Source organism: Pseudonocardia wallangbongensis (genome assembly GCF_054486945.1).
The window spans coordinates 907,210-925,493 of sequence record NZ_JBRERS010000002.1; the positions used below are offsets into that span (position 1 = coordinate 907,210).

The 18,284-nt window shown below is 70.1% G+C and carries 28 protein-coding genes; 2 read left to right on the plus strand and 26 right to left on the minus strand.

Features of this window, described 5'->3' with window-relative positions; all coding sequences use genetic code 11:
• Positions 1-36 precede the first annotated feature (36 nt).
• Genes ACU436_RS10685 through ACU436_RS10695 form a run of 3 tightly spaced genes read right to left on the minus strand, consistent with a single transcriptional unit; the run spans position 37 to position 2,353 of the window.
• Entirely contained in the window at positions 37-324 is a 288-nt protein-coding gene (locus ACU436_RS10685) for a hypothetical protein (protein WP_459024072.1), read from the minus strand.
• Positions 321-875 carry an RNA polymerase sigma factor gene (locus tag ACU436_RS10690; protein WP_459024074.1) on the minus strand — a complete coding sequence of 185 codons (555 nt, stop codon included), beginning with the start codon at positions 873-875 and terminating at the stop codon, positions 321-323. Before ACU436_RS10690 ends, ACU436_RS10685 begins: the two co-directional genes overlap by 4 nt.
• On the minus strand, positions 872-2,353 hold the full coding sequence (locus ACU436_RS10695; protein ID WP_459024076.1) for a sodium:solute symporter family protein: 1,482 nt from the start codon (positions 2,351-2,353) through the stop codon (positions 872-874). Before ACU436_RS10695 ends, ACU436_RS10690 begins: the two co-directional genes overlap by 4 nt.
• Before the next feature lie 187 nt (positions 2,354-2,540).
• On the opposite strand from ACU436_RS10695, the gene ACU436_RS10700 reads away from it, so the two are divergent.
• Together ACU436_RS10700 and ACU436_RS10705 are read left to right on the plus strand one after the other, a co-directional pair.
• On the plus strand, positions 2,541-4,691 hold the full coding sequence (locus tag ACU436_RS10700; RefSeq protein WP_459024078.1) for a carbon starvation CstA family protein: 2,151 nt from the start codon (positions 2,541-2,543) through the stop codon (positions 4,689-4,691).
• Positions 4,688-4,879 (plus strand): YbdD/YjiX family protein, encoded by a 192-nt coding sequence (locus ACU436_RS10705; protein WP_459024080.1) that lies wholly within the window; start codon positions 4,688-4,690, stop codon positions 4,877-4,879. The genes ACU436_RS10700 and ACU436_RS10705 overlap by 4 nt, the downstream gene beginning before the upstream one ends.
• Positions 4,880-4,929: 50 nt before the next feature.
• Here the strand turns inward: ACU436_RS10705 and ACU436_RS10710 are convergent, their stop codons facing one another.
• The 23 genes from ACU436_RS10710 to rplB form a co-directional block, all read right to left on the minus strand.
• Positions 4,930-6,312: an NAD(P)(+) transhydrogenase (Re/Si-specific) subunit beta gene (locus tag ACU436_RS10710; RefSeq protein ID WP_459024082.1), complete on the minus strand. Its 1,383-nt coding sequence runs from the start codon at positions 6,310-6,312 to the stop codon at positions 4,930-4,932.
• Complete coding sequence (locus ACU436_RS10715) at positions 6,312-6,650, minus strand: NAD(P) transhydrogenase subunit alpha part 2 (RefSeq protein ID WP_459024084.1); 339 nt, start codon at positions 6,648-6,650, stop codon at positions 6,312-6,314. Before ACU436_RS10715 ends, ACU436_RS10710 begins: the two co-directional genes overlap by 1 nt.
• Positions 6,650-7,714: an NAD(P) transhydrogenase subunit alpha gene (locus tag ACU436_RS10720; RefSeq protein WP_459024085.1), complete on the minus strand. Its 1,065-nt coding sequence runs from the start codon at positions 7,712-7,714 to the stop codon at positions 6,650-6,652. Before ACU436_RS10720 ends, ACU436_RS10715 begins: the two co-directional genes overlap by 1 nt.
• A 132-nt stretch (positions 7,715-7,846) precedes the next feature.
• Positions 7,847-8,668, minus strand: a complete 822-nt coding sequence (map, locus tag ACU436_RS10725) for a type I methionyl aminopeptidase (RefSeq protein WP_459024087.1) — start codon at positions 8,666-8,668, stop codon at positions 7,847-7,849.
• Entirely contained in the window at positions 8,665-9,219 is a 555-nt protein-coding gene (locus ACU436_RS10730) for an adenylate kinase (RefSeq protein ID WP_459024089.1), read from the minus strand. The genes map and ACU436_RS10730 overlap by 4 nt, the downstream gene beginning before the upstream one ends.
• Before the next feature lie 55 nt (positions 9,220-9,274).
• Positions 9,275-10,582 (minus strand): preprotein translocase subunit SecY, encoded by a 1,308-nt coding sequence (gene secY, locus ACU436_RS10735; RefSeq protein ID WP_459024090.1) that lies wholly within the window; start codon positions 10,580-10,582, stop codon positions 9,275-9,277.
• A 190-nt stretch (positions 10,583-10,772) separates the two neighbouring features.
• Entirely contained in the window at positions 10,773-11,219 is a 447-nt protein-coding gene (gene rplO, locus ACU436_RS10740; RefSeq protein ID WP_459024093.1) for a 50S ribosomal protein L15, read from the minus strand.
• The gene (rpmD, locus tag ACU436_RS10745; protein WP_459024331.1) at positions 11,219-11,407 is read right to left on the minus strand and encodes a 50S ribosomal protein L30; all 189 of its coding nucleotides are present in this window, start codon (positions 11,405-11,407) and stop codon (positions 11,219-11,221) included. Before rpmD ends, rplO begins: the two co-directional genes overlap by 1 nt.
• Complete coding sequence (gene rpsE, locus ACU436_RS10750) at positions 11,407-12,036, minus strand: 30S ribosomal protein S5 (RefSeq protein ID WP_459024096.1); 630 nt, start codon at positions 12,034-12,036, stop codon at positions 11,407-11,409. The genes rpmD and rpsE overlap by 1 nt, the downstream gene beginning before the upstream one ends.
• A gap of 31 nt (positions 12,037-12,067) precedes the next feature.
• Entirely contained in the window at positions 12,068-12,415 is a 348-nt protein-coding gene (rplR, locus tag ACU436_RS10755; protein WP_459024098.1) for a 50S ribosomal protein L18, read from the minus strand.
• A 74-nt stretch (positions 12,416-12,489) separates the two neighbouring features.
• Positions 12,490-13,029, minus strand: coding sequence for a 50S ribosomal protein L6 (gene rplF, locus ACU436_RS10760; protein ID WP_459024099.1), 540 nt, complete (start codon positions 13,027-13,029; stop codon positions 12,490-12,492).
• Between the two features lie 12 nt (positions 13,030-13,041).
• Positions 13,042-13,440: a 30S ribosomal protein S8 gene (rpsH, locus tag ACU436_RS10765; protein WP_459024101.1), complete on the minus strand. Its 399-nt coding sequence runs from the start codon at positions 13,438-13,440 to the stop codon at positions 13,042-13,044.
• Between the two features lie 58 nt (positions 13,441-13,498).
• Positions 13,499-13,684 carry a type Z 30S ribosomal protein S14 gene (locus tag ACU436_RS10770; protein WP_459024103.1) on the minus strand — a complete coding sequence of 62 codons (186 nt, stop codon included), beginning with the start codon at positions 13,682-13,684 and terminating at the stop codon, positions 13,499-13,501.
• Between the two features lies 1 nt (position 13,685).
• The gene (gene rplE, locus ACU436_RS10775; RefSeq protein WP_459024105.1) at positions 13,686-14,249 is read right to left on the minus strand and encodes a 50S ribosomal protein L5; all 564 of its coding nucleotides are present in this window, start codon (positions 14,247-14,249) and stop codon (positions 13,686-13,688) included.
• A gap of 2 nt (positions 14,250-14,251) precedes the next feature.
• Positions 14,252-14,566, minus strand: a complete 315-nt coding sequence (gene rplX / locus ACU436_RS10780; RefSeq protein ID WP_459024107.1) for a 50S ribosomal protein L24 — start codon at positions 14,564-14,566, stop codon at positions 14,252-14,254.
• 1 nt (position 14,567) lies between these two features.
• Positions 14,568-14,936 carry a 50S ribosomal protein L14 gene (gene rplN / locus ACU436_RS10785; protein ID WP_075952026.1) on the minus strand — a complete coding sequence of 123 codons (369 nt, stop codon included), beginning with the start codon at positions 14,934-14,936 and terminating at the stop codon, positions 14,568-14,570.
• Positions 14,933-15,220: a 30S ribosomal protein S17 gene (gene rpsQ, locus ACU436_RS10790; RefSeq protein WP_459024109.1), complete on the minus strand. Its 288-nt coding sequence runs from the start codon at positions 15,218-15,220 to the stop codon at positions 14,933-14,935. Before rpsQ ends, rplN begins: the two co-directional genes overlap by 4 nt.
• Positions 15,217-15,459 carry a 50S ribosomal protein L29 gene (gene rpmC, locus ACU436_RS10795; protein WP_459024111.1) on the minus strand — a complete coding sequence of 81 codons (243 nt, stop codon included), beginning with the start codon at positions 15,457-15,459 and terminating at the stop codon, positions 15,217-15,219. Before rpmC ends, rpsQ begins: the two co-directional genes overlap by 4 nt.
• On the minus strand, positions 15,459-15,878 hold the full coding sequence (rplP, locus tag ACU436_RS10800) for a 50S ribosomal protein L16 (protein ID WP_459024113.1): 420 nt from the start codon (positions 15,876-15,878) through the stop codon (positions 15,459-15,461). Before rplP ends, rpmC begins: the two co-directional genes overlap by 1 nt.
• A 3-nt stretch (positions 15,879-15,881) precedes the next feature.
• Complete coding sequence (gene rpsC, locus ACU436_RS10805) at positions 15,882-16,709, minus strand: 30S ribosomal protein S3 (protein WP_459024115.1); 828 nt, start codon at positions 16,707-16,709, stop codon at positions 15,882-15,884.
• Complete coding sequence (rplV, locus tag ACU436_RS10810) at positions 16,709-17,146, minus strand: 50S ribosomal protein L22 (protein ID WP_459024117.1); 438 nt, start codon at positions 17,144-17,146, stop codon at positions 16,709-16,711. The genes rpsC and rplV overlap by 1 nt, the downstream gene beginning before the upstream one ends.
• Before the next feature lie 7 nt (positions 17,147-17,153).
• Positions 17,154-17,435, minus strand: a complete 282-nt coding sequence (gene rpsS, locus ACU436_RS10815) for a 30S ribosomal protein S19 (protein WP_020622935.1) — start codon at positions 17,433-17,435, stop codon at positions 17,154-17,156.
• 15 nt (positions 17,436-17,450) lie between these two features.
• Positions 17,451-18,284 carry a 50S ribosomal protein L2 gene (gene rplB, locus ACU436_RS10820; RefSeq protein WP_459024120.1) on the minus strand — a complete coding sequence of 278 codons (834 nt, stop codon included), beginning with the start codon at positions 18,282-18,284 and terminating at the stop codon, positions 17,451-17,453.

Consider the following 18,284-nt stretch of genomic DNA (forward strand, 5'->3'; position numbering starts at 1 on the left):
TGTGCGGACCCACCACGATGTGTGCGGTCGCCCTTCTCAGGGCTGGCCGATCCGGTCCACCTCTCCCGGCGTCATCGGGCCGCTCACCTCGTCGGAGAAGATCACGTGGGTGTTGGGGTCGGCCTGGCTCAGCGCCCAGAGCCCGACGGCGTCGGCCGCGGCGAACACCAGTGCGGCGAGGATCGCGAGCACCAGCCGCCTGCGCCGGTAGCGGCGCCGCCACCCCGCACTCGCCCGCCGGTACGCGCCCGGGTCGGCCCGCACGCCCGAGGCGAGGGCGTCGAACGCCTCCCGCAGCCGCTCGTCGGCGCCAGGTGAGGTCATCTGCGCTCCTCGAGCACGCGCGACAGCGCGGCCATCCCGCGGGAGACGTGCACCTTGACCGACCCCACCGTAATGCCCATCGCGTCGGCGATCTCGCTCTCGCGCAGGTCGAGCCAGAACCGTAACACCAACGCCTCCCGCTGCCGGGCCGGCAACGCGCGCACCGCGTCCACCAGCGCTTTCTGGTCGTCCCGCAACACCGCGCGCTCCTCGCCGGAGACGGCGTGCGCCGGCTCGGCGCCGTCGCGGGCCGCGTGCTTGCGCACCACCTGCAGGTGCCGGATGCGCATCCGCGTCAGGTTCACCACGACGGAGCGCAGGTAGGTCGCCGCCGCCTCGGGGCTGCGCAGCCGCCGCCACCGGCGGTAGAGCTGGTAGAACGCCTCCGCGACGACGTCCTCGGCGTCGTCGGCGCCGAGGAGCACCGCCAGCCGCACGAGCGGCAGGTGGTGGATCTCGAACAGCTCCGCGATCGCCTCCTCGCGGTCGCGGTCGCGGTCCGGATCGGGCCGCGCCTGCGCGCCCCGCACGACCGTGCGGATGTCCTTCACGTCGCCACCCCCGCCCGGGGCATGCCGCGCCCGGAGAACACGGGGGTGAGCACCGCCGCCACGGCGAGGTTCACCACGAGGGCGACGACGGCGACGTACACCAGGACCGGCCCGATCGCGACCACCGAGGTGAACCCGCCGGTCACCGCGAGCACGGTGCCGACGACCATGCCCGCGGCCCAACCGGCCAGCAACGCGGAGCGGTGCCACCACCCGGTGAACAGCCCGAGCGCGACGGCCGGGAACGTCTGCAGGATCCAGATCCCGCCGAGCAGCTGCAGGTTGATGGCGTCCTGCTCGCGCAGCCCGAACACGAACCCGAGCGCCGCGACCTTGGCGACCAGCGACACCCAGCGCGCCACCTTCACCTCGTGCTTGGGCGTGGCGCGCGGCAGGAAGAACTCGACGTAGACGTTGCGGGTGAAGAGCGTCGCGACCGCCACCGACATGACCGCGGCCGGCACCAGCGCACCGACGGCCAGTGCCCCGAACACCGCTCCGCTGGCCAGTTCGGGGAGGAGCTCCCGGACCAGCAGCGGGACGGCCACCTCGGCGTTGCCCACCGGCGCGGTGATGCCCGCGGCCAGCGCGGCGATGCCGAGCAGCCCGAAGAGGCCGAGCACGAACGTCCACGCGGGCATCGCGACGGCACTGCGGCGCAGCGCGTCCGGGCTGTCGGCGGCGAACGCCGCCGTGAGGACGTGCGGGTACATCGGGAGGGCGAGGGCGGAGCCCAGCGCGAGCGTGGCGAAGGCCGGGTGCAGGGCGGGGTCGAGCAGCAGCCCGCCGCCCCCGCCCAGCTCCCGCTCGGCGCCGTCGAACACCGCCGCGAAGCCACCGAGGTGCCCGACGGCCACCCCGACCACCCCGAACGCCGCCCCGAACACGAGTACGCCCTTGGCCAGCGAGATCACCGCGGGTGCCCGCAACCCGCTGCGGAACGTGGCCCCGGCCAGCACCGCGAAGACCGCGGTGAGGGCGAGGTCGCCCGCGAGCCCCTCCGGGTACAGCCCGCCCGCCGCGAGCACCGCGCGCACGCCGAGCAACTGCAGCGCGATGTACGGCATCGTCGCCAGCACGCCGGTGAGCGCGACCACGAGCATGAGCGCGGGCGAGTCGTAGCGCGCACGCACGTAGTCGGCCACCGTCACCGCGCCCGTCTCCCGCGCCGCCGACCACAGCCGGGGCAGCAGCACGAACAGGACCGGGCAGAGGATCACCGTGTAGGCGAGCGGGAAGAAGCCCAGCGCACCGGTGCCGTAGGCGAGGCCCGGCACGGCGGCGAACGTGTACGCGGTGAAGATCGATCCGCCGAGCAGGAACCAGGTGACACCGGTGCCGAACCGGCGGTCCGCCAGCGCCCAGCCCTCCAGGTGCGGCAGCACGTCGCGGCGGTGGAACCAGCGCGCCGAGAACGCCAGCATCGACGTCACGCCGAGCACGGCGATGAAGGCGACAGTGGCCAGCGGCTCGTCCATGGCCCCCACACCTCATCAGGCCGTTCTCCCCGTGTCCATGTCGGGAGCCCGGGAAAGTGCGCGCCGGCTGTCAACCGGATGCCGGTCGTCGGCAACTACTGCTCGAGCCGCGGCGAGGGCGCCGCGGAGGGCGAGGAGATGTGATGTTGAAGTGGCTGGGGTCCCGGCTCGTTCCCGGAGGCACCGCATGACGCTCACCGAGGCACGGTCGCGGATGAACCCGCGCTCGGTGCTGATCTGGACCGCCGTCGCCATCGTCGGCGCGGTGTCGTGGGGCGTGCTCGCCGTCTCGCGCGGGGAGAACGTGTCCGCGATCTGGCTGGTGACGGCCGCGCTCGGGTCGTACGCGATCGCCTACCGGTTCTACGCGCGGTACATCGTCAAACGGGTGCTGCGGGCCGACGACGACCGGGCCACCCCCGGCGAGCGCCTGGACAACGGCACCGACTTCCAGCCGATGGACCGGCGCGTGCTGTTCGGCCACCACTTCGCCGCCATCGCCGGCGCCGGTCCGCTCGTCGGCCCGGTGCTCGCCGCGCAGATGGGGTACCTGCCCGGCACGATCTGGATCATCGTCGGCGTCATCTTCGCCGGCGCCGTCCAGGACATGGTCGTGCTGTTCTTCTCGATGCGCCGCGACGGCCGCAGCCTCGGCCAGATGGCCCGCGACGAGATCGGCGTGGTCGGTGGTGTCGCGGCGCTCGTCGCCGTGTTCGCGATCATGATCATCCTGCTCGCGGTGCTCGCGCTCGTCGTCGTGAACGCGCTCGCGCACTCCCCGTGGGGCACCTTCTCGATCGCGATGACGATCCCGATCGCCATCTTCATGGGCTTCTACATGCGCAACATCCGGCCCGGCCGGGTCGTGGAGACGAGCCTCATCGGCGTCGCGCTGCTGCTGCTCGCGATCGTCGCGGGTGGCTGGGTGCAGAACTCGAGCTGGGCCGAGGCCTTCACCCTCGACCCGCGCACGCTGGTGATCTGCCTGGTGGTCTACGGCTTCGCGGCGTCGTTGCTGCCGGTCTGGATGCTGCTCGCCCCCCGCGACTACCTGTCGACGTTCATGAAGATCGGCACGATCGGCCTGCTCGCGCTCGGCGTGATCTTCACGGCGCCGGTGATGAACACCCCGGCGTTCACCGAGTTCGCCTTCACCGGCGCGGGCCCGGTGTTCGCCGGGTCGCTGTTCCCGTTCGTGTTCATCACGATCGCCTGCGGCGCCCTCTCCGGCTTCCACGCACTGGTCTCGTCGGGCACCACGCCGAAGCTGATCCAGAAGGAGTCGCAGGTCCGGCTCATCGGCTACGGCGCGATGCTCATGGAGTCCTTCGTCGCGATCATGGCGCTGATCGCCGCGTGCATCCTGGACCCGGGGCTCTACTTCGCGATGAACGCCCCCGCCGGGGTGCTCGGCAGCACGGTCGAGTCCGCGTCCGAGGCCGTCAACAACCTCGGCTTCACGATCACGCCGGAGGCTCTCACCGCGGCGGCCGCCTCGGTGCAGGAGAGCACCCTGGTGGCGAGGACCGGTGGCGCTCCCACCCTCGCCGTCGGCATGTCGGAGATCTTCTCCGGCGTCTTCGGCGGCGATGCGCTGAAGGCGTTCTGGTACCACTTCGCGATCATGTTCGAGGCGCTGTTCATCCTCACCACGGTGGACGCCGGCACCCGCGTCGGGCGCTACATGCTGTCGGACACCCTCGGCAACGTCTACAAGCCGTTCGCCAACGCGAACTGGCGGCCGGGCCAGTGGATCACCAGCGCGGTCGTCGTGCTCGCGTGGGGCTACTTCCTCTACGCGGGTGTCACCGACCCGCTGGGCGGGATCAACCAGCTCTTCCCGCTGTTCGGCATCGCCAACCAGCTGCTCGCGGCGGTCGCCCTCACGGTGGCGACCACGATCCTCATCAAGACGGGTCGCGCGAAGTACGCCTGGGTGACGCTGATCCCGCTGGCGTGGGACACCGCCGTCACGCTCGTGGCGAGCTGGCAGAAGGTGTTCTCGCCCGACCCGAAGCTCGGCTTCTTCGCGCAACGGGACAAGTACGCGGCGGCGCTGGAGCAGGGCCAGGTCCTCGGGCCGGCGAAGAGCATCGACGAGATGCACACCGTGGTCGTGAACTCCACGGTCGACGGCGTGCTGTCGGTCCTGTTCGCGGTCCTGATCATCATCGTGATCGTGAACGCGATGCTGATCTGGTACCGGGCGCTCACATCGTCCGAACCGCTTCCCGACTCCGAGGTGCCCGCCGTTCCGTCGAACATCGTGGCACCGTCCGACCTCATCGCCACGGCGGCGGAGAAGCGCGCGCTCGCGGCGGCCGGGGAACGGCCGTGACCACCCTCGTGCGGGCCTTCCGGGGCGTGCGCTGGTACCTGCGCGAGCTCACCGGCGAGACCCAGTACGACCGCTACCTCGAGCGGCACGGCCGCGAGCACGGGGACGCTCCCCCGCTCTCGCGTCGCGAGTTCGAACGCCGCCGCATCGCGGGAGCGGACGCGAAGCCGGGTAGCCGCTGCTGCTGACGCGCGAAGGGCCCTCCCGCCGGGCGGGAGGGCCCTTCGTCGGCCGGCGGTTACAGCGCCTTGAGCTCCTCCGTCACCTCGGCGACGCTCTTCTTCGCGTCCCCGAAGAGCATCGAGGTGTTGTCGGCGTAGAACAGCGGGTTGTCGATGCCGGCGAAGCCGCTGCTCATCGAGCGCTTGAGCACGATCACCGAGTGGCTCTCGTCGACGTTGAGGATCGGCATGCCGTGGATCGGCGAGCTGGGGTCGGTGCGGGCCGCGGGGTTGGTGACGTCGTTCGCCCCGATCACCAGCGTGACGTCGGTGCGGCTGAACTCGCCGTTGATGTCGTCCATCTCCTTGAGCGCGTCGTAGGAGACGTCCGCCTCGGCGAGCAGCACGTTCATGTGCCCCGGCATCCGGCCGGCCACGGGGTGGATCGCGTACTTGACCTCCACGCCCTTGGCCTCCAGCAGGTCGGCCATCTCCTTGACGGCGTGCTGGGCCTGCGCCACCGCCATCCCGTAGCCGGGAACGACGATCACCTGCCCCGCGTAGGCCATCTGGATCGCCGCGTCGGCCGCGGACGTGGACTTCACGGTGCGGTCCACGCCGTCGTCGGCGCCCGGCAGGGCCGATGTGCCGCCGAACCCGCCCGCGACGATGGCCGGGATCGACCGGTTCATGGCCTTGGCCATCAGGTTGGTCAGGATCGAGCCGGACGCCCCGACGATCATGCCCGCGACGATCATGGCCGTGTTGTCCAGCGCGAGCCCCGCCGCCGCGGCCGAGAGGCCGGTGAGCGCGTTGAGCAGCGAGATGACCACCGGCATGTCGGCGCCGCCGATGGGCAGCACCACGAGCACGCCGAGCACGGCCGCGAGCACGAGCAACAGGACGATCCAGATCTGCGGCGCCCCGCCGAGCCCGGCCACCACCGCGCACGCCACGGCGCCGAGCAGCAGCAGCCCGTTCACCAGCTGCTGGGCCTTCCCCAGCCCGATCGGGCGGCCGGGCAGGATCTCCTGCAGCTTGCCGAACGCGATCAACGAGCCCCAGAACGAGATCGACCCGATGATCGCCGCGAACATCGAGGCCACCACGACGTGGGTCGGCTCGCCCGAGAACCCCTCGGTGCTGCGGAACTCCGACCAGGCGATCAGCGCCACTGCCCCGCCGCCGACGCCGTTGAACAGCGCCACCATCTGCGGCATCGCGGTCATCTTCACCTGCCGTGCGGACGGCACCCCCAGAGCCGCACCGATCACGAGGCCGACGACGATCAGGATCCAGTTGTGCCGCACCTGCAGCAGCGTGGCGACCACTGCGAGGGTCATACCGGCGGCGGCGATCCAGTTGCCGCGCACCGCCGTCTTCGGGCCGGTGAGGCCCATCAGGCCGTAGATGAAGAGCGAGAACGCGATGATGTAGAGGATCGCGACGAGAGCGTCCATCAGGAGTCGCCCTTCCCGTTCGACGCGATCTTCTCGGCGGCCGGGGCCTGCGGCTTGCTCTTGAACATGCCGAGCATGCGGTCGGTCACGAGGAAGCCGCCGATGACGTTGATCATGCCGAACGCGATGGCGACGACCAGGAGGATCGCGTCGACCACCGACGGGTTCTCCAGGTGCCCGAGCACGATGAGCCCGCCGAGCAGCACGATGCCGTGGATCGCGTTGGTGCCCGACATCAACGGTGTGTGCAGCGTGTTGGGCACCTTCGAGATCACGGCGAAGCCGACGAAGCCGGCCAGCACCAGGATGGCGAGGTTCGCGAGAAGCCCGCTTTCCATCAGTCCCTCCCTCGGGTGACGCAGGCCTTGGCGAGCACCTCGTCGTCCCAGTTCGGCGCGACGGCGCCGGAGTCGTCCAGCATCAGTTCGAGCAGCGCCGAGACGTTGCGCGCGTACAGCTCCGAGGCGTGCTCGGGCATCGTGGCGGGCAGGTTGAGCGGCGACGCGATCGTGACGTCGTGCTTCACGACCACCTCGCCGGGCTCGGTGAGCTCGCAGTTGCCGCCGCTCTCGCCGGCCAGGTCGACGACCACGCTGCCCGGGCGCATCCCCTTCACGGCCGCGGCCGTGACCAGGGTGGGCGCGGTGCGGCCCGGCACGTTCGCCGTGGTGATGACGACGTCGAAGCCGGTGATCGCCTCCTCGAGGCGCTTCTGCTGTTCGGACCGCTCCTCGGCCGTGAGCTCGCGGGCGTAGCCACCCTCGCCGGCCGCCTCGATGCCGAGGTCGAGCCACTGGGCCCCGAGCGAGCGCACCTGGTCGGCCACCTCGGGCCGCACGTCGTAGCCGGTGGTGCGGGCGCCCAGGCGCTTCGCGGTGGCGAGCGCCTGCAGCCCCGCGACGCCCACCCCGAGCACGAGCGCGGTGGCGGGCTTCACGGTGCCGGCCGCCGTGGTGAGCATCGGGAAGAATCGGGTGCTGTGCTCCGCGGCGAGCAGCACGGCCTTGTAGCCGGACACGTTCGCCTGCGACGACAGCGCATCCATGGACTGGGCGCGGGAGATGCGCGGGATGGACTCCATGGCGAACGCCTGGACGCCCGCCGTCGCCAGCGCGTCGATCGTCTCCGGTGACGTGAGCGGCGCGAGGAACCCGATGAACGTGCTGCCGCGCGCCAGCCTGCCGATCTCCTCGGTGGTGGGCGGGTTCACCTTCGCCACGACGTCGCATGCCCACGGGTCCCCGACCGTGGCGCCGGCCTGCGTGAACAGCTCGTCGGGGATCAGCGCACCGAGCCCGGCTCCGGCTTCGACCACGACGTCCACACTCCGCGTCCGGAGCTTCTCGACGACCTTGGGCACCAGGGCGACCCGGCGCTCCCCGGCGGCAGACTCGCGCGGCACCCCGACGGTGGTCCGCCGCGGTACTGTGGATTCTGTATTCACAAGACCGGAGCCTAGACCAGGGTGCGCCCGATCAGGCGATGAGTGTGACGCGCACTGCCTTCTACGTGGAAGTTCGGCGCGGTGGAATGCTCAGCGAAGGGTGAGGATCCAGGGGCCGTCGTCCGTGATGGCGACGCTGTGCTCCCAGTGGACCGCCCGGCCGCCATCGGCGGTGACCACCGTCCAGCCGTCGTCGAGCTCCCGGGTCTCCGGGTCGCCCGCGGTGAGCATCGGCTCCACGGCGAGGGCCATCCCGGTGACCAACCGCGGCCCCTGCCCGGGGTCGCCGTAGTTGGGCAGGAACGGGTCCATGTGCATCGCCGTACCGATGCCGTGGCCGCCGTACTCGGCGACGATCCCGTACCGCACGCCGTCGCGCTCGCCCGCGGCCTCGGCGGCCACCTGCACGGCGTGCGAGATGTCGGTGAGGTGCCCGCCGGCGCGCACGGCGGCGATCCCGGCGTGCAGCGACTCCTCGCAGGCGGCCGACAGCGCGAGGTCGGCGTCCGAGACCGCGCCGATCGGGATGGTCACCGCGGCGTCGCCGTGCCAGTCGTCCAGGATCGCCCCGCAGTCGACGGAGATCAGGTCCCCGTCGGCGAGGACCTGCGAGGCCGCCGGGATGCCGTGCACGATCTGCTCGTTCACGGACGCGCAGATCGACGCCGGGTAGCCGTGGTAGCCCAGGAACGACGGGACGGCACCGCCGTCCCGGATGGTCTGCTCGGCGAGCGCGTCCAGCTCCGCGGTGCTCACCCCGGCCTTCGCCGCCTCGACCACCGCGGCGAGCGTGGTGGCCACGAGGGCTCCGGCGGCGCGCATCGCATCCAGCTCGCCCGGGGTCTTCAGCTCGATGTCCCGGCCCCGCCAGCGTGCGATGAAGCCGCGAACGCCCCGGCGCCCCGTGTTCACTGGTTCCGCAGCGCGTCGGACAGCCGGTCGGTGATCTCCTCCACGGCGCCGACCGCGTCGATCGTCGCGAGCCGGTCGCGGTAGTGGTCCAGCAGCGGCGCCGTCTCGTCGCGGTAGACCTGCTGCCGGCGACGGATGACGTCCTCGGTGTCGTCGGTGCGACCCCGGCTCAGCAGGCGGCTCACCAGCTCGTCCTCGGGCACCTGGAGCTCGACGACCCGGTCGATCTCCTCGCCGCGCTCGGCAAGCAGCTGCTCGAGCGAGCCGGCCTGGCTCAGGTTGCGCGGGAAGCCGTCGAGGAGGAAGCCCTTCGCGGCGTCGTCCTGCGCGAGGCGTTCGCGCATCATCGCGATGGTGACGCTGTCCGGCACGAGGTCACCGGCGTCGATGTACCGCTTGGCCTCGAGCCCGATCGGCGTCTCCGCCCCGGGATGCAGGTTGGCGCGGAACAGGTCACCGCTGGAGATGTGCGGCACGTCCAGACGCTCCGCGAGACGCACCGCCTGGGTGCCCTTGCCCGCGCCTGGTGGACCGACCAGAAGAACACGCACGCGACACCGACCTCCTGAACTCGACGACGAACCGAACCCGGCCGACCGATGGACGTTAACGCAAGAACCCGTCGTACTTGCGTTGCATGAGCTGGCTCTCGATCTGCTTGACGGTGTCGAGGCCCACTCCGACCATGATCAGCACAGCCGTGCCCCCGAAGGGGAAGTTCTGGTTCTGGCCCGAGCCGGTGATGCCGAGGAAGAAGTTCGGCAGCACGGCGATGATGCCGAGGTACAGCGAGCCGGGAAGCGTGATGCGCGACAGGACGAACTGCAGGTACTCCGCTGTCGGCCGGCCCGGGCGGATGCCCGGGATGAACCCGCCGAACTTCTTCATCTCGTCGGCCCGTTCCTCGGGGTTGAACGTGATGCCGACGTAGAAGTAGGTGAAGAAGATGATCAACCCGAGGTAGAGCGCGATGTGCACCCAACTCGACTGGTCGACGAGATAGGTCTGTACGAACTGCTGGAACCCGCCGCCGGTGTTGCCGGCCAGCCGGGCGATCAGGTCCGGCAGGTAGAGCAGCGACGAGCCGAAGATGACCGGGATGACACCGGCCTGGTTGACCTTCAACGGCAGGTAGGTGGACGTGCCGCCGTACATGCGACGCCCGACCATGCGCTTGGCGTACTGCACCGGGATGCGGCGCTGGCCCTGCTCGACGAAGACCACGCTCGCGATGATGGCCAGGCCGAAGACGCAGACACCGGCGAAGACGAGGCCGCCGTTCTGCAGGATGTTGGCGCCCTCACTGGGGATCCGGGCCGCGATCGAGGTGAAGATCAGCAGCGACATGCCGTTGCCGACGCCGCGCTCGGTGGCCTGCTCACCCAGCCACATGATGACCGCGGTGCCGGCCGTCATCACGATCACGATCACCGAGAGCGTGAAGATGTTGGACTCGGGGATCACCGGGAGGGAGCAGTTGGTGAACAGCTGCCCGCGGTCGGCCAGGGCGACGATGCCCGTGGCCTGCAGGATGGCGAGCGCGATCGTGAGGTAGCGGGTGTACTGGGTCAGCTTGTTCTGACCCGACTGCCCTTCCTTCTTGAGCTGCTCGAAGCGCGGGATGACGACCGTGAGCAGCTGGACGATGATGCTCGCGGTGATGTACGGCATGATGCCGAGCGCGAAGATCGACAGCTGCAGCAGCGCGCCGCCGGAGAACAGGTTGATCAGCGAGTAGATGCTCGAGCTGTCGCTCTGCTCGACCTGCTGGAGGCACTCCTGGATGTTCGGGTAGGAGACACCGGGCGACGGGATCGAGCACCCGAGGCGGTACACCGCGACGATCCCGAGCGTGAAGAGGATCTTCTTCCGCAGGTCAGGCGTGGTCAGTGCCGACCGAAAAGCGCTGAGCACTCGGTGATCCTCCTGTACTGGGTGGCCCGCTCGACGGCGGACCGGTCCGTCGCGAGTGACTGCGACGCTCGTCGGGCCACCGGTGGACTTCGACGAACCCGGGCGGGAACGACTCTAACAGCGGCCGCTCCACCCGTACGGCGCGGACCGGGGCGGATGGCCCCGGTCCGCACCGAACGGACGTGAGCTCTCAGAGCTCGGTGGCCGTCCCGCCGGCGGCCGTGATCTTGTCACGGGCGCTGCCGGAGAACGCGTTCGCGCTCACGGTGAGCGCGACGCCCTCGAGGTCGCCGTTGCCGAGGACCTTCACCGGCTGGTTGCGCCGCACCGCACCGGCCGCGACGAGCTCGTCGGGACCGACGGTGCCGCCCTGGGGGAACAGCTGGGCGAGGTCGCCCACGTTCACCACCTGGTACTCGACCCGGAACCGGTTCTTGAAGCCCTTGAGCTTCGGCAGCCGCATGTGCAGCGGCATCTGGCCACCCTCGAAGGCGGGCGAGACCGTCTTGCGTGCCTTGGTGCCCTTGGTACCGCGGCCCGCCGTCTTGCCCTTGCTGCCCTCGCCGCGCCCGACCCGGGTCTTCTCGGTCTTGGCCCCCGGGGCGGGGCGGAGGTGGTGGATCTTGATGGTGGTCATCAGGAGCCGACCTCCTCGACCGTCACGAGGTGCCGGACGGTCTTGATCATGCCGCGGATCTGCGGGGTGTCGTCCCGCTCGACCTGCTGGCGAATCTTGCGCAGCCCGAGCGAGAGCAGCGTGGCCCGCTGGTTCTGCTTACGGCCGATGGTGCTGCGAACCTGGGTGATCACGAGCTTTCCGGCCATCACGACCTCGCACCCTGCGCGGCGGCCGCACGGGCCCGCAGCATCTCGGCGGGGGCGACGTCCTCGAGGGGCAGGCCGCGACGGGCCGCGACCTCCTCGGGGCGCTGGATCGCCTTCAGCGCGGCCACCGTGGCGTGCACGATGTTGATCGCGTTGTCGCTGCCCAGGGACTTCGACAGGATGTCGTGGATGCCGGCGCACTCCAGCACCGCGCGCACCGGGCCACCGGCGATGACGCCGGTACCGGGGCTCGCGGGCCGCAGCATGACGACGCCCGCGGCGGCCTCACCCTGCACGCGGTGCACGATCGTGCCGCCGATGCGCGGGACGCGGAAGAAGTTCTTCTTCGCCTCCTCGACACCCTTGGCGATCGCCGCCGGCACCTCCTTGGCCTTGCCGTAGCCGACACCGACCATGCCGTCGCCGTCACCCACGATCATAAGAGCGGTGAAGCTGAAGCGCCGACCACCCTTGACCACCTTCGCCACGCGGTTGATCGTGACCAGGCGCTCGATGTACGGGGTCTTGTCCTGGGCCGCCCCGCCACGGCCTCCGTCCCGGCGGTCCCGGCGGTCGCGGTTGTCGCCGCCCCCTGGGCCCCCGCCGTCACGCCGTGTACGTCCCGGCATCAGACGTTCCCTTCCATCTTGTTCGTGTACATCAGAACTCCAGACCGCCCTCGCGGGCGGCGTCGGCCAGCGCGGCGATCCGACCGTGGTAGTCGTAGCCACCCCGGTCGAACACCACTGCGGTGACGCCGGCCTCACGGGCACGGGAGGCCACCAGCTCGCCGACCTTCGCCGCGCGGGCCTTCTTGTCGCCGTCCAGCGCGCGGACATCGGCCTCGAGCGTGGACGCCGAGGCCAGCGTGTGGCCGGCGACGTCGTCGATCAGCTGCACGACGAGGTGCCGCGAGCTGCGCTTGACGGCGAGGCGCGGACGCTCGGCGCTGCCGATGACCTTCTTGCGCAGGCGGGCGTGCCTGCGGCCGATCGCGGTGCGCCGCATGGCCGACACCTGCGATGCGGTGCGCTTCCGGGCGTTGGCAGAGGTCGTCGACTCAGAAGTAGTCGCAGCCATGATCACTTACCCGTCTTTCCGACCTTGCGGCGGACGTTCTCGCCCGCGTACCGCACACCCTTGCCCTTGTACGGCTCGGGCTTGCGGATCTTGCGGATGTTGGCTGCGGTCTCGCCGACCAGCTGCTTGTCGATGCCGCTGACCGAGAACCGGGTGGGCGTCTCCACCGCGAAGGTGACGCCCGCCGGCGGCTCGACCACGACGGGGTGGCTGAAGCCGAGCGCGAACTCCAGGTTGGAGCCCTTCAGCGCCACGCGGTAACCGACGCCGACGATCTCGAGCTTCTTCTCGTAGCCCGCGGTGACGCCGACGACCAGGTTGTTGACGAGCGAGCGGCTGAGGCCGTGGTAGGCCCGGCTGCGGCGCTCGTCGTCGGGGCGCTTCACGAGGATGGCGCCGTCGTCGTCGCGCTCGACGGTGATCGGCTCGATGACGGTGTGCGACAAGGTGCCCTTGGGGCCCTTCACGGTGACCGTGCGGCCGTCGATGGTGACGTCCACCCCGGCAGGCACGGTGACGGGCAGCTTCCCGATGCGGGACATGTCTCCTACCCCCTACCAGACGTAGGCGAGGACTTCCCCGCCCACGCCGTTCTTCTTCGCCTGCTGGTCGGTCTGCAGACCGCTCGACGTCGAGATGATCGCGACGCCGAGGCCACCGAGGACCCGGGGCAGGTTGGTGTGCTTCGCGTAGACCCGCAGGCCGGGCTTCGACACGCGCCGAAGACCGGCGATGCTGCGCTCGCGGTTGCGCCCGTACTTGAGCTCGACCACCAGGTTCTTGCCGACCTCGGCGTCCTCCACGTCGTGGGAGGCGATGTAGCCCTCCTTCTGGAGGATCTCCGCGATCGCGACCTTGAGCTTCGAGTGCGGCATGACCACGCGGTCGTGGTAGGCCGAGTTGGCGTTGCGCAGACGCGTGAGCATGTCTGCGATGGGGTCGGTCATCGTCATGTGACGTCGTCACTTTCCCGCCGTGGTTCCCCCGGGTGGGGGCCTGCGACGAAAGGGGTTACCAGGAGGACTTGTGCACGCCGGGCAGCTCGCCCGCGTGCGCCATGTCCCGGACGCAGATGCGGCAGAGGCCGAACTTGCGAAGGACGGCGCGCGGCCGGCCGCACTTCTGGCAGCGGGTGTAGCCCCGCACCTTGAACTTCGGCTTGCTCGCGGCCTTGATGATGAGAGCCTTCTTGGCCATCTCACGCCTCCTTGAAAGGAAACCCGAGCTTGCGCAGGAGCGCCCGGCCTTCCTCGTCATTCGTGGCCGTGGTGACGACCGTGATGTCCATGCCGCGCGGGCGGTCGATCGTGTCCGGGTCGATCTCGTGGAACATCGACTGCTCGGTGAGCCCGAACGTGTAGTTGCCGCGCCCGTCGAACTGCGCGGGCGACAGGCCACGGAAGTCGCGGATGCGCGGCAGCGCGATCGTGAGCAGGCGGTCGAGGAACTCCCACATCCGGTCGCCGCGCAGGGTGACCTTCGCGCCGATCGGCATGCCCTCACGCAGCTTGAACTGCGCGATCGACTTGGTGGCCCGGCGGACCTGCGGCTTCTGGCCGGTGATGGTGGCCAGGTCGCGGACCGCGCCGTCGATCAGCTTCGCGTCGCGGGCGGCGTCGCCGACACCCATGTTGACGACGACCTTCACGACGCCGGGGATCTGCATGACGTTGGCGTAGGAGAACTGCTCGCGCAGCTCACCGGTGATCTCGTCGCGGTAGCGCTGCTTGAGGCGCGGCGCGACGCGCTCTGCGGTGGTCATCCTCAGATCTCCTTCCCGGAACGCCGGGAGATCCGGACGCGCTTGCCGTCGTCGGTGGTCTTCTTGCCGACGCGGGTGGGCTTGCCATCGCCGTCGACCAGCATCACGTTCGAGACGTGGATGGCGGCCTCGGTGGTGATGATCCCGCCGGACTGCGCGCCGCGCTGGTTCTGGGTGATCCGGGTGTGCTTCTTGATCCGGTTGATGCCCTCGACGAGCACGCGCTGCGTGTCCGGGTAGGCCTGGATGACCTTGCCCTTCGCGCCCCTGTCCTTGCCGGCGATCACCTGCACGGTGTCGCCCTTCTTGATCTTCATGTCAGAGCACCTCCGGGGCGAGGGAGATGATCTTCATGAACCGCTTGTCGCGCAGCTCGCGCCCGACCGGGCCGAAGATGCGGGTCCCTCGCGGCTCGTTGTTGTCCCGGATCAGCACCGCCGCGTTCTCGTCGAACCGGATGTAGCTGCCGTCCGGACGCCGCCGCTCCTTGACCGTGCGCACGATGACGGCCTTGACCACGTCACCACGCTTCACCCCGGCGGCCGGGATGGCGTCCTTCACGGTGGCGACGATGACGTCACCGATCCCTGCATACCGGCGCCCGGAGCCGCCCAGCACCCGGATGCACAGGATCTCCTTGGCACCGGTGTTGTCGGCGACGCGCAGCCGCGACTCCTGCTGGATCACTTCGCCTTCTCCAGGATCTCCACCAGCCGCCACCGCTTGGTGGCCGACAGCGGGCGGGTCTCCATCAGCCGGACGCGGTCGCCGACGCCGGCCGAGTTGGCCTCGTCGTGCGCGTTGACCTTGCTCGTCCGGCGGATGACCTTGCCGTACATCCGGTGCTTCACGCGGTCCTCGAGCGAGACCACGATCGTCTTGTCCATCTTGTCGGAGACGACCAGGCCCTCACGGACCTTCCGCTCCGCGCGCTCCACCGCCACCGGCGGCGTCTTGTCTGCGTCGCTCATGCCGCGCCCTCGTCGTTGTCATCGGGGGCGGCCGACAGGCCCAGCTCGCGCTCACGCATGATCGTGTAGATCCGCGCGATGTCGTGCCGGACGGTACGCAGCCGCCGGTTGTTGTCCATCTGCCCGGTCGCCATCTGGAAGCGGAGGTTGAACAGCTCCTCCTTCGATTCCCGCACGCGCAGCACGAGCTCCTCGTCGGAGAGCTCACGCAGCTCGGCAGCGGTCGTCGACGCGGCCATCAGATGTCACCACCTTCACGGGTCACGATCCGGCACTTCATCGGCAGCTTGTGGATCGCGCGCCGCAGCGCCTCCCGAGCGGTCTGATCGTTCGGGTAGCTCATCTCGAACACGACCCGGCCGGGCTTGACGTTCGCGATCCACTTCTCCGGCGAGCCCTTGCCGGAACCCATCCGGGTCTCAGCGGGCTTCTTGGTGAGCGGGCGGTCCGGGAACACGTTGATCCAGACCTTGCCACCACGACGGATGTGCCGGTTGATGGCGATACGGGCCGACTCGATCTGCCGGTTGGTGACGTACGCCGGCTCGAGGGCCTGGATGCCGTAGTCGCCGAAGGTCACGCGCGTGCCGCCGGTGGCCATGCCGGTGCGGTGCGGACGGTGCTGCTTGCGGTGCTTGACCTTGCGTGGGATCAGCATGGCTCAGCTCCCGCCCTGCTGGTTCTCGGCGGTGGCGGTGGCCGTGGCCGTACCGCCGCCACCCGCGGACTGCTCGGCGGCGGCCCGCCCGGCCTCGGTGCCCGAGCCGGTGGTGCCCGACGCACCCGAGCGGCGACGCTGCGGACGCTCGCGGCGCGGACGCTCCGGCGCGGACGCCGCGGCGGCTGCAGCCTCTCGGCGTCCACCGACGACGTCGCCCTTGTAGATCCACACCTTGACGCCGATGCGCCCGAACGTGGTGCGGGCCTCGAACAGGCCGTAGTCGATGTCGGCGCGCAGCGTGTGCAGCGGCACCCGACCCTCGCGGTAGAACTCGGAGCGCGACATCTCCGCGCCACCGAGGCGACCCGAGCACTGGATCCGGATACCCTTCACCACCGGGCTGCGCATGGCGGACTGGATGCCCTTGCGCATCGCGCGGCGGAACGCCACGCGGTTGGACAGCTGCTCGGCCACCGCCTGGGCGACCAGCTGGGCGTCCGACTCGGAGTTCTTCACCTCGAGGATGTTCAGCTGGACCTGCTTCTTGGTCAGCTTCTCGAGCTGGCCGCGGATGCGGTCCGCCTCGGCGCCACGGCGGCCGATCACGATGCCCGGGCGCGCGGTGTGGATGTCCACCCGCACGCGGTCGCGGGTGCGCTCGATCTCGACCTTCGAGATGCCGGCCCGCTCCATGCCCTTCGAGAGCATGCGGCGGATCTCGACATCCTCCTTGACGTACTCGGCGTACTGCTTGTCGGCATACCAGCGCGACTTCCAGTCGGTGGTGATGCCGAGCCGGAACCCGTGCGGGTTGATCTTCTGACCCATCAGCGGGCCCTCCCCTTCGCACCGCGAGCGCCGCGGCCGGCGCGCGCCGGCTGCGACTCGACCTCGACGGTGATGTGGCTCGTGCGCTTGCGGATCCGGTAGGCGCGGCCCTGGGCCCGCGGTCGGATGCGCTTGAGCGTCGGGCCCTCGTCCGCGTAGGCCGCCGCCACCACGAGGGTGTCGGGGTCCAGGTCGAGGTTGTTCTCGGCGTTGGCCGCAGCGCTCGCCACGACCTTGAACAGCGGCTCCGCCGCCGCCTGCGGCGAGAACCGCAGGATGTCGAGCGCCTCCTGGACCGGGCGGTCCTTGATCAGCGCGACGACCCGCCGCACCTTGGTGGGCGACATGTGCACGTACCGCGCCACCGCGCGCGCCCGTGCGGGCGCGGCGGCAGGGGCTTCGGTGGTCTCAGCCACGTCTCTCTCCTCTGCTACCAAAGCCCGCTCAGCGCCTGCGCGCCTTGCGGTCGTCCTTGATGTGGCCCCGGAAGGTGCGCGTCGGCGCGAACTCCCCGAGCTTGTGGCCCACCATCGAGTCCGAGACGAAGACCGGCACGTGCTTGCGGCCGTCGTGCACCGCAATCGTGTGACCGATCATGTCCGGGATGATGGTGGAACGGCGGGACCAGGTCCTGATCACCGTCTTCTTGCCGGACTCGTTGAGGGCGTCCACCTTCTTGAGCAGGTGGTCGTCCACGAACGGACCCTTCTTCAGGCTGCGCGGCATCTCTTACCTCCCTGCTCAGCGCTTCTTGCCGGTACGGCGCCGGCGGACGATCAACTTGTCGGACGGCTTGGTGCGGCGGGTGCGGCCCTCGGGCTTGCCCGCGGGGTTGACCGGGTGGCGACCACCCGAGGTCTTGCCCTCACCACCACCGTGGGGGTGGTCGACCGGGTTCATCGCGACACCGCGGACGGTGGGGCGCTTGCCCTTCCACCGCATGCGGCCCGCCTTGCCCCAGTTGATGTTGGAGTGGTCGGAGTTGCCCACCTCGCCGACGGTGGCGCGGCAGCGCACGTCGACGTTGCGGATCTCCCCGGACGGCATGCGCAGCTGCGCGTAGGGGCCGTCCTTCGCCACGAGCTGCACGCTCGAACCGGCCGACCGCGCGATCTTCGCGCCGCCGCCGGGGCGGAGCTCGATCGCGTGGATCACGGTGCCGGTCGGGATGTTGCGCAGCGGCAGGTTGTTGCCCACCTTGATGTCGGCCCGGGGACCGGCCTCGACGGTGTCGCCCTGCTTGAGCCTCGCCGGCGCGATGATGTAGCGCTTCTCGCCGTCGGCGTAGTGCAGCAGCGCGATGCGGCTGGTGCGGTTCGGGTCGTACTCGATGTGCGCGACCTTGGCCGGGACGCCGTCCTTGTCGTTGCGCCGGAAGTCGATCAGCCGGTAGGCGCGCTTGTGGCCGCCACCCTGGTGCCGGGTGGTGACCCGCCCGTGCACGTTGCGGCCGCCCTTGCTGTGCAGCGGGCGGATCAGCGACTTCTCGGGCGTCGAACGCGTGATCTCGGCGAAGTCCGAGACGCTCGACCCGCGGCGACCCGGGGTCGTCGGCTTGTACTTACGGATGCCCAT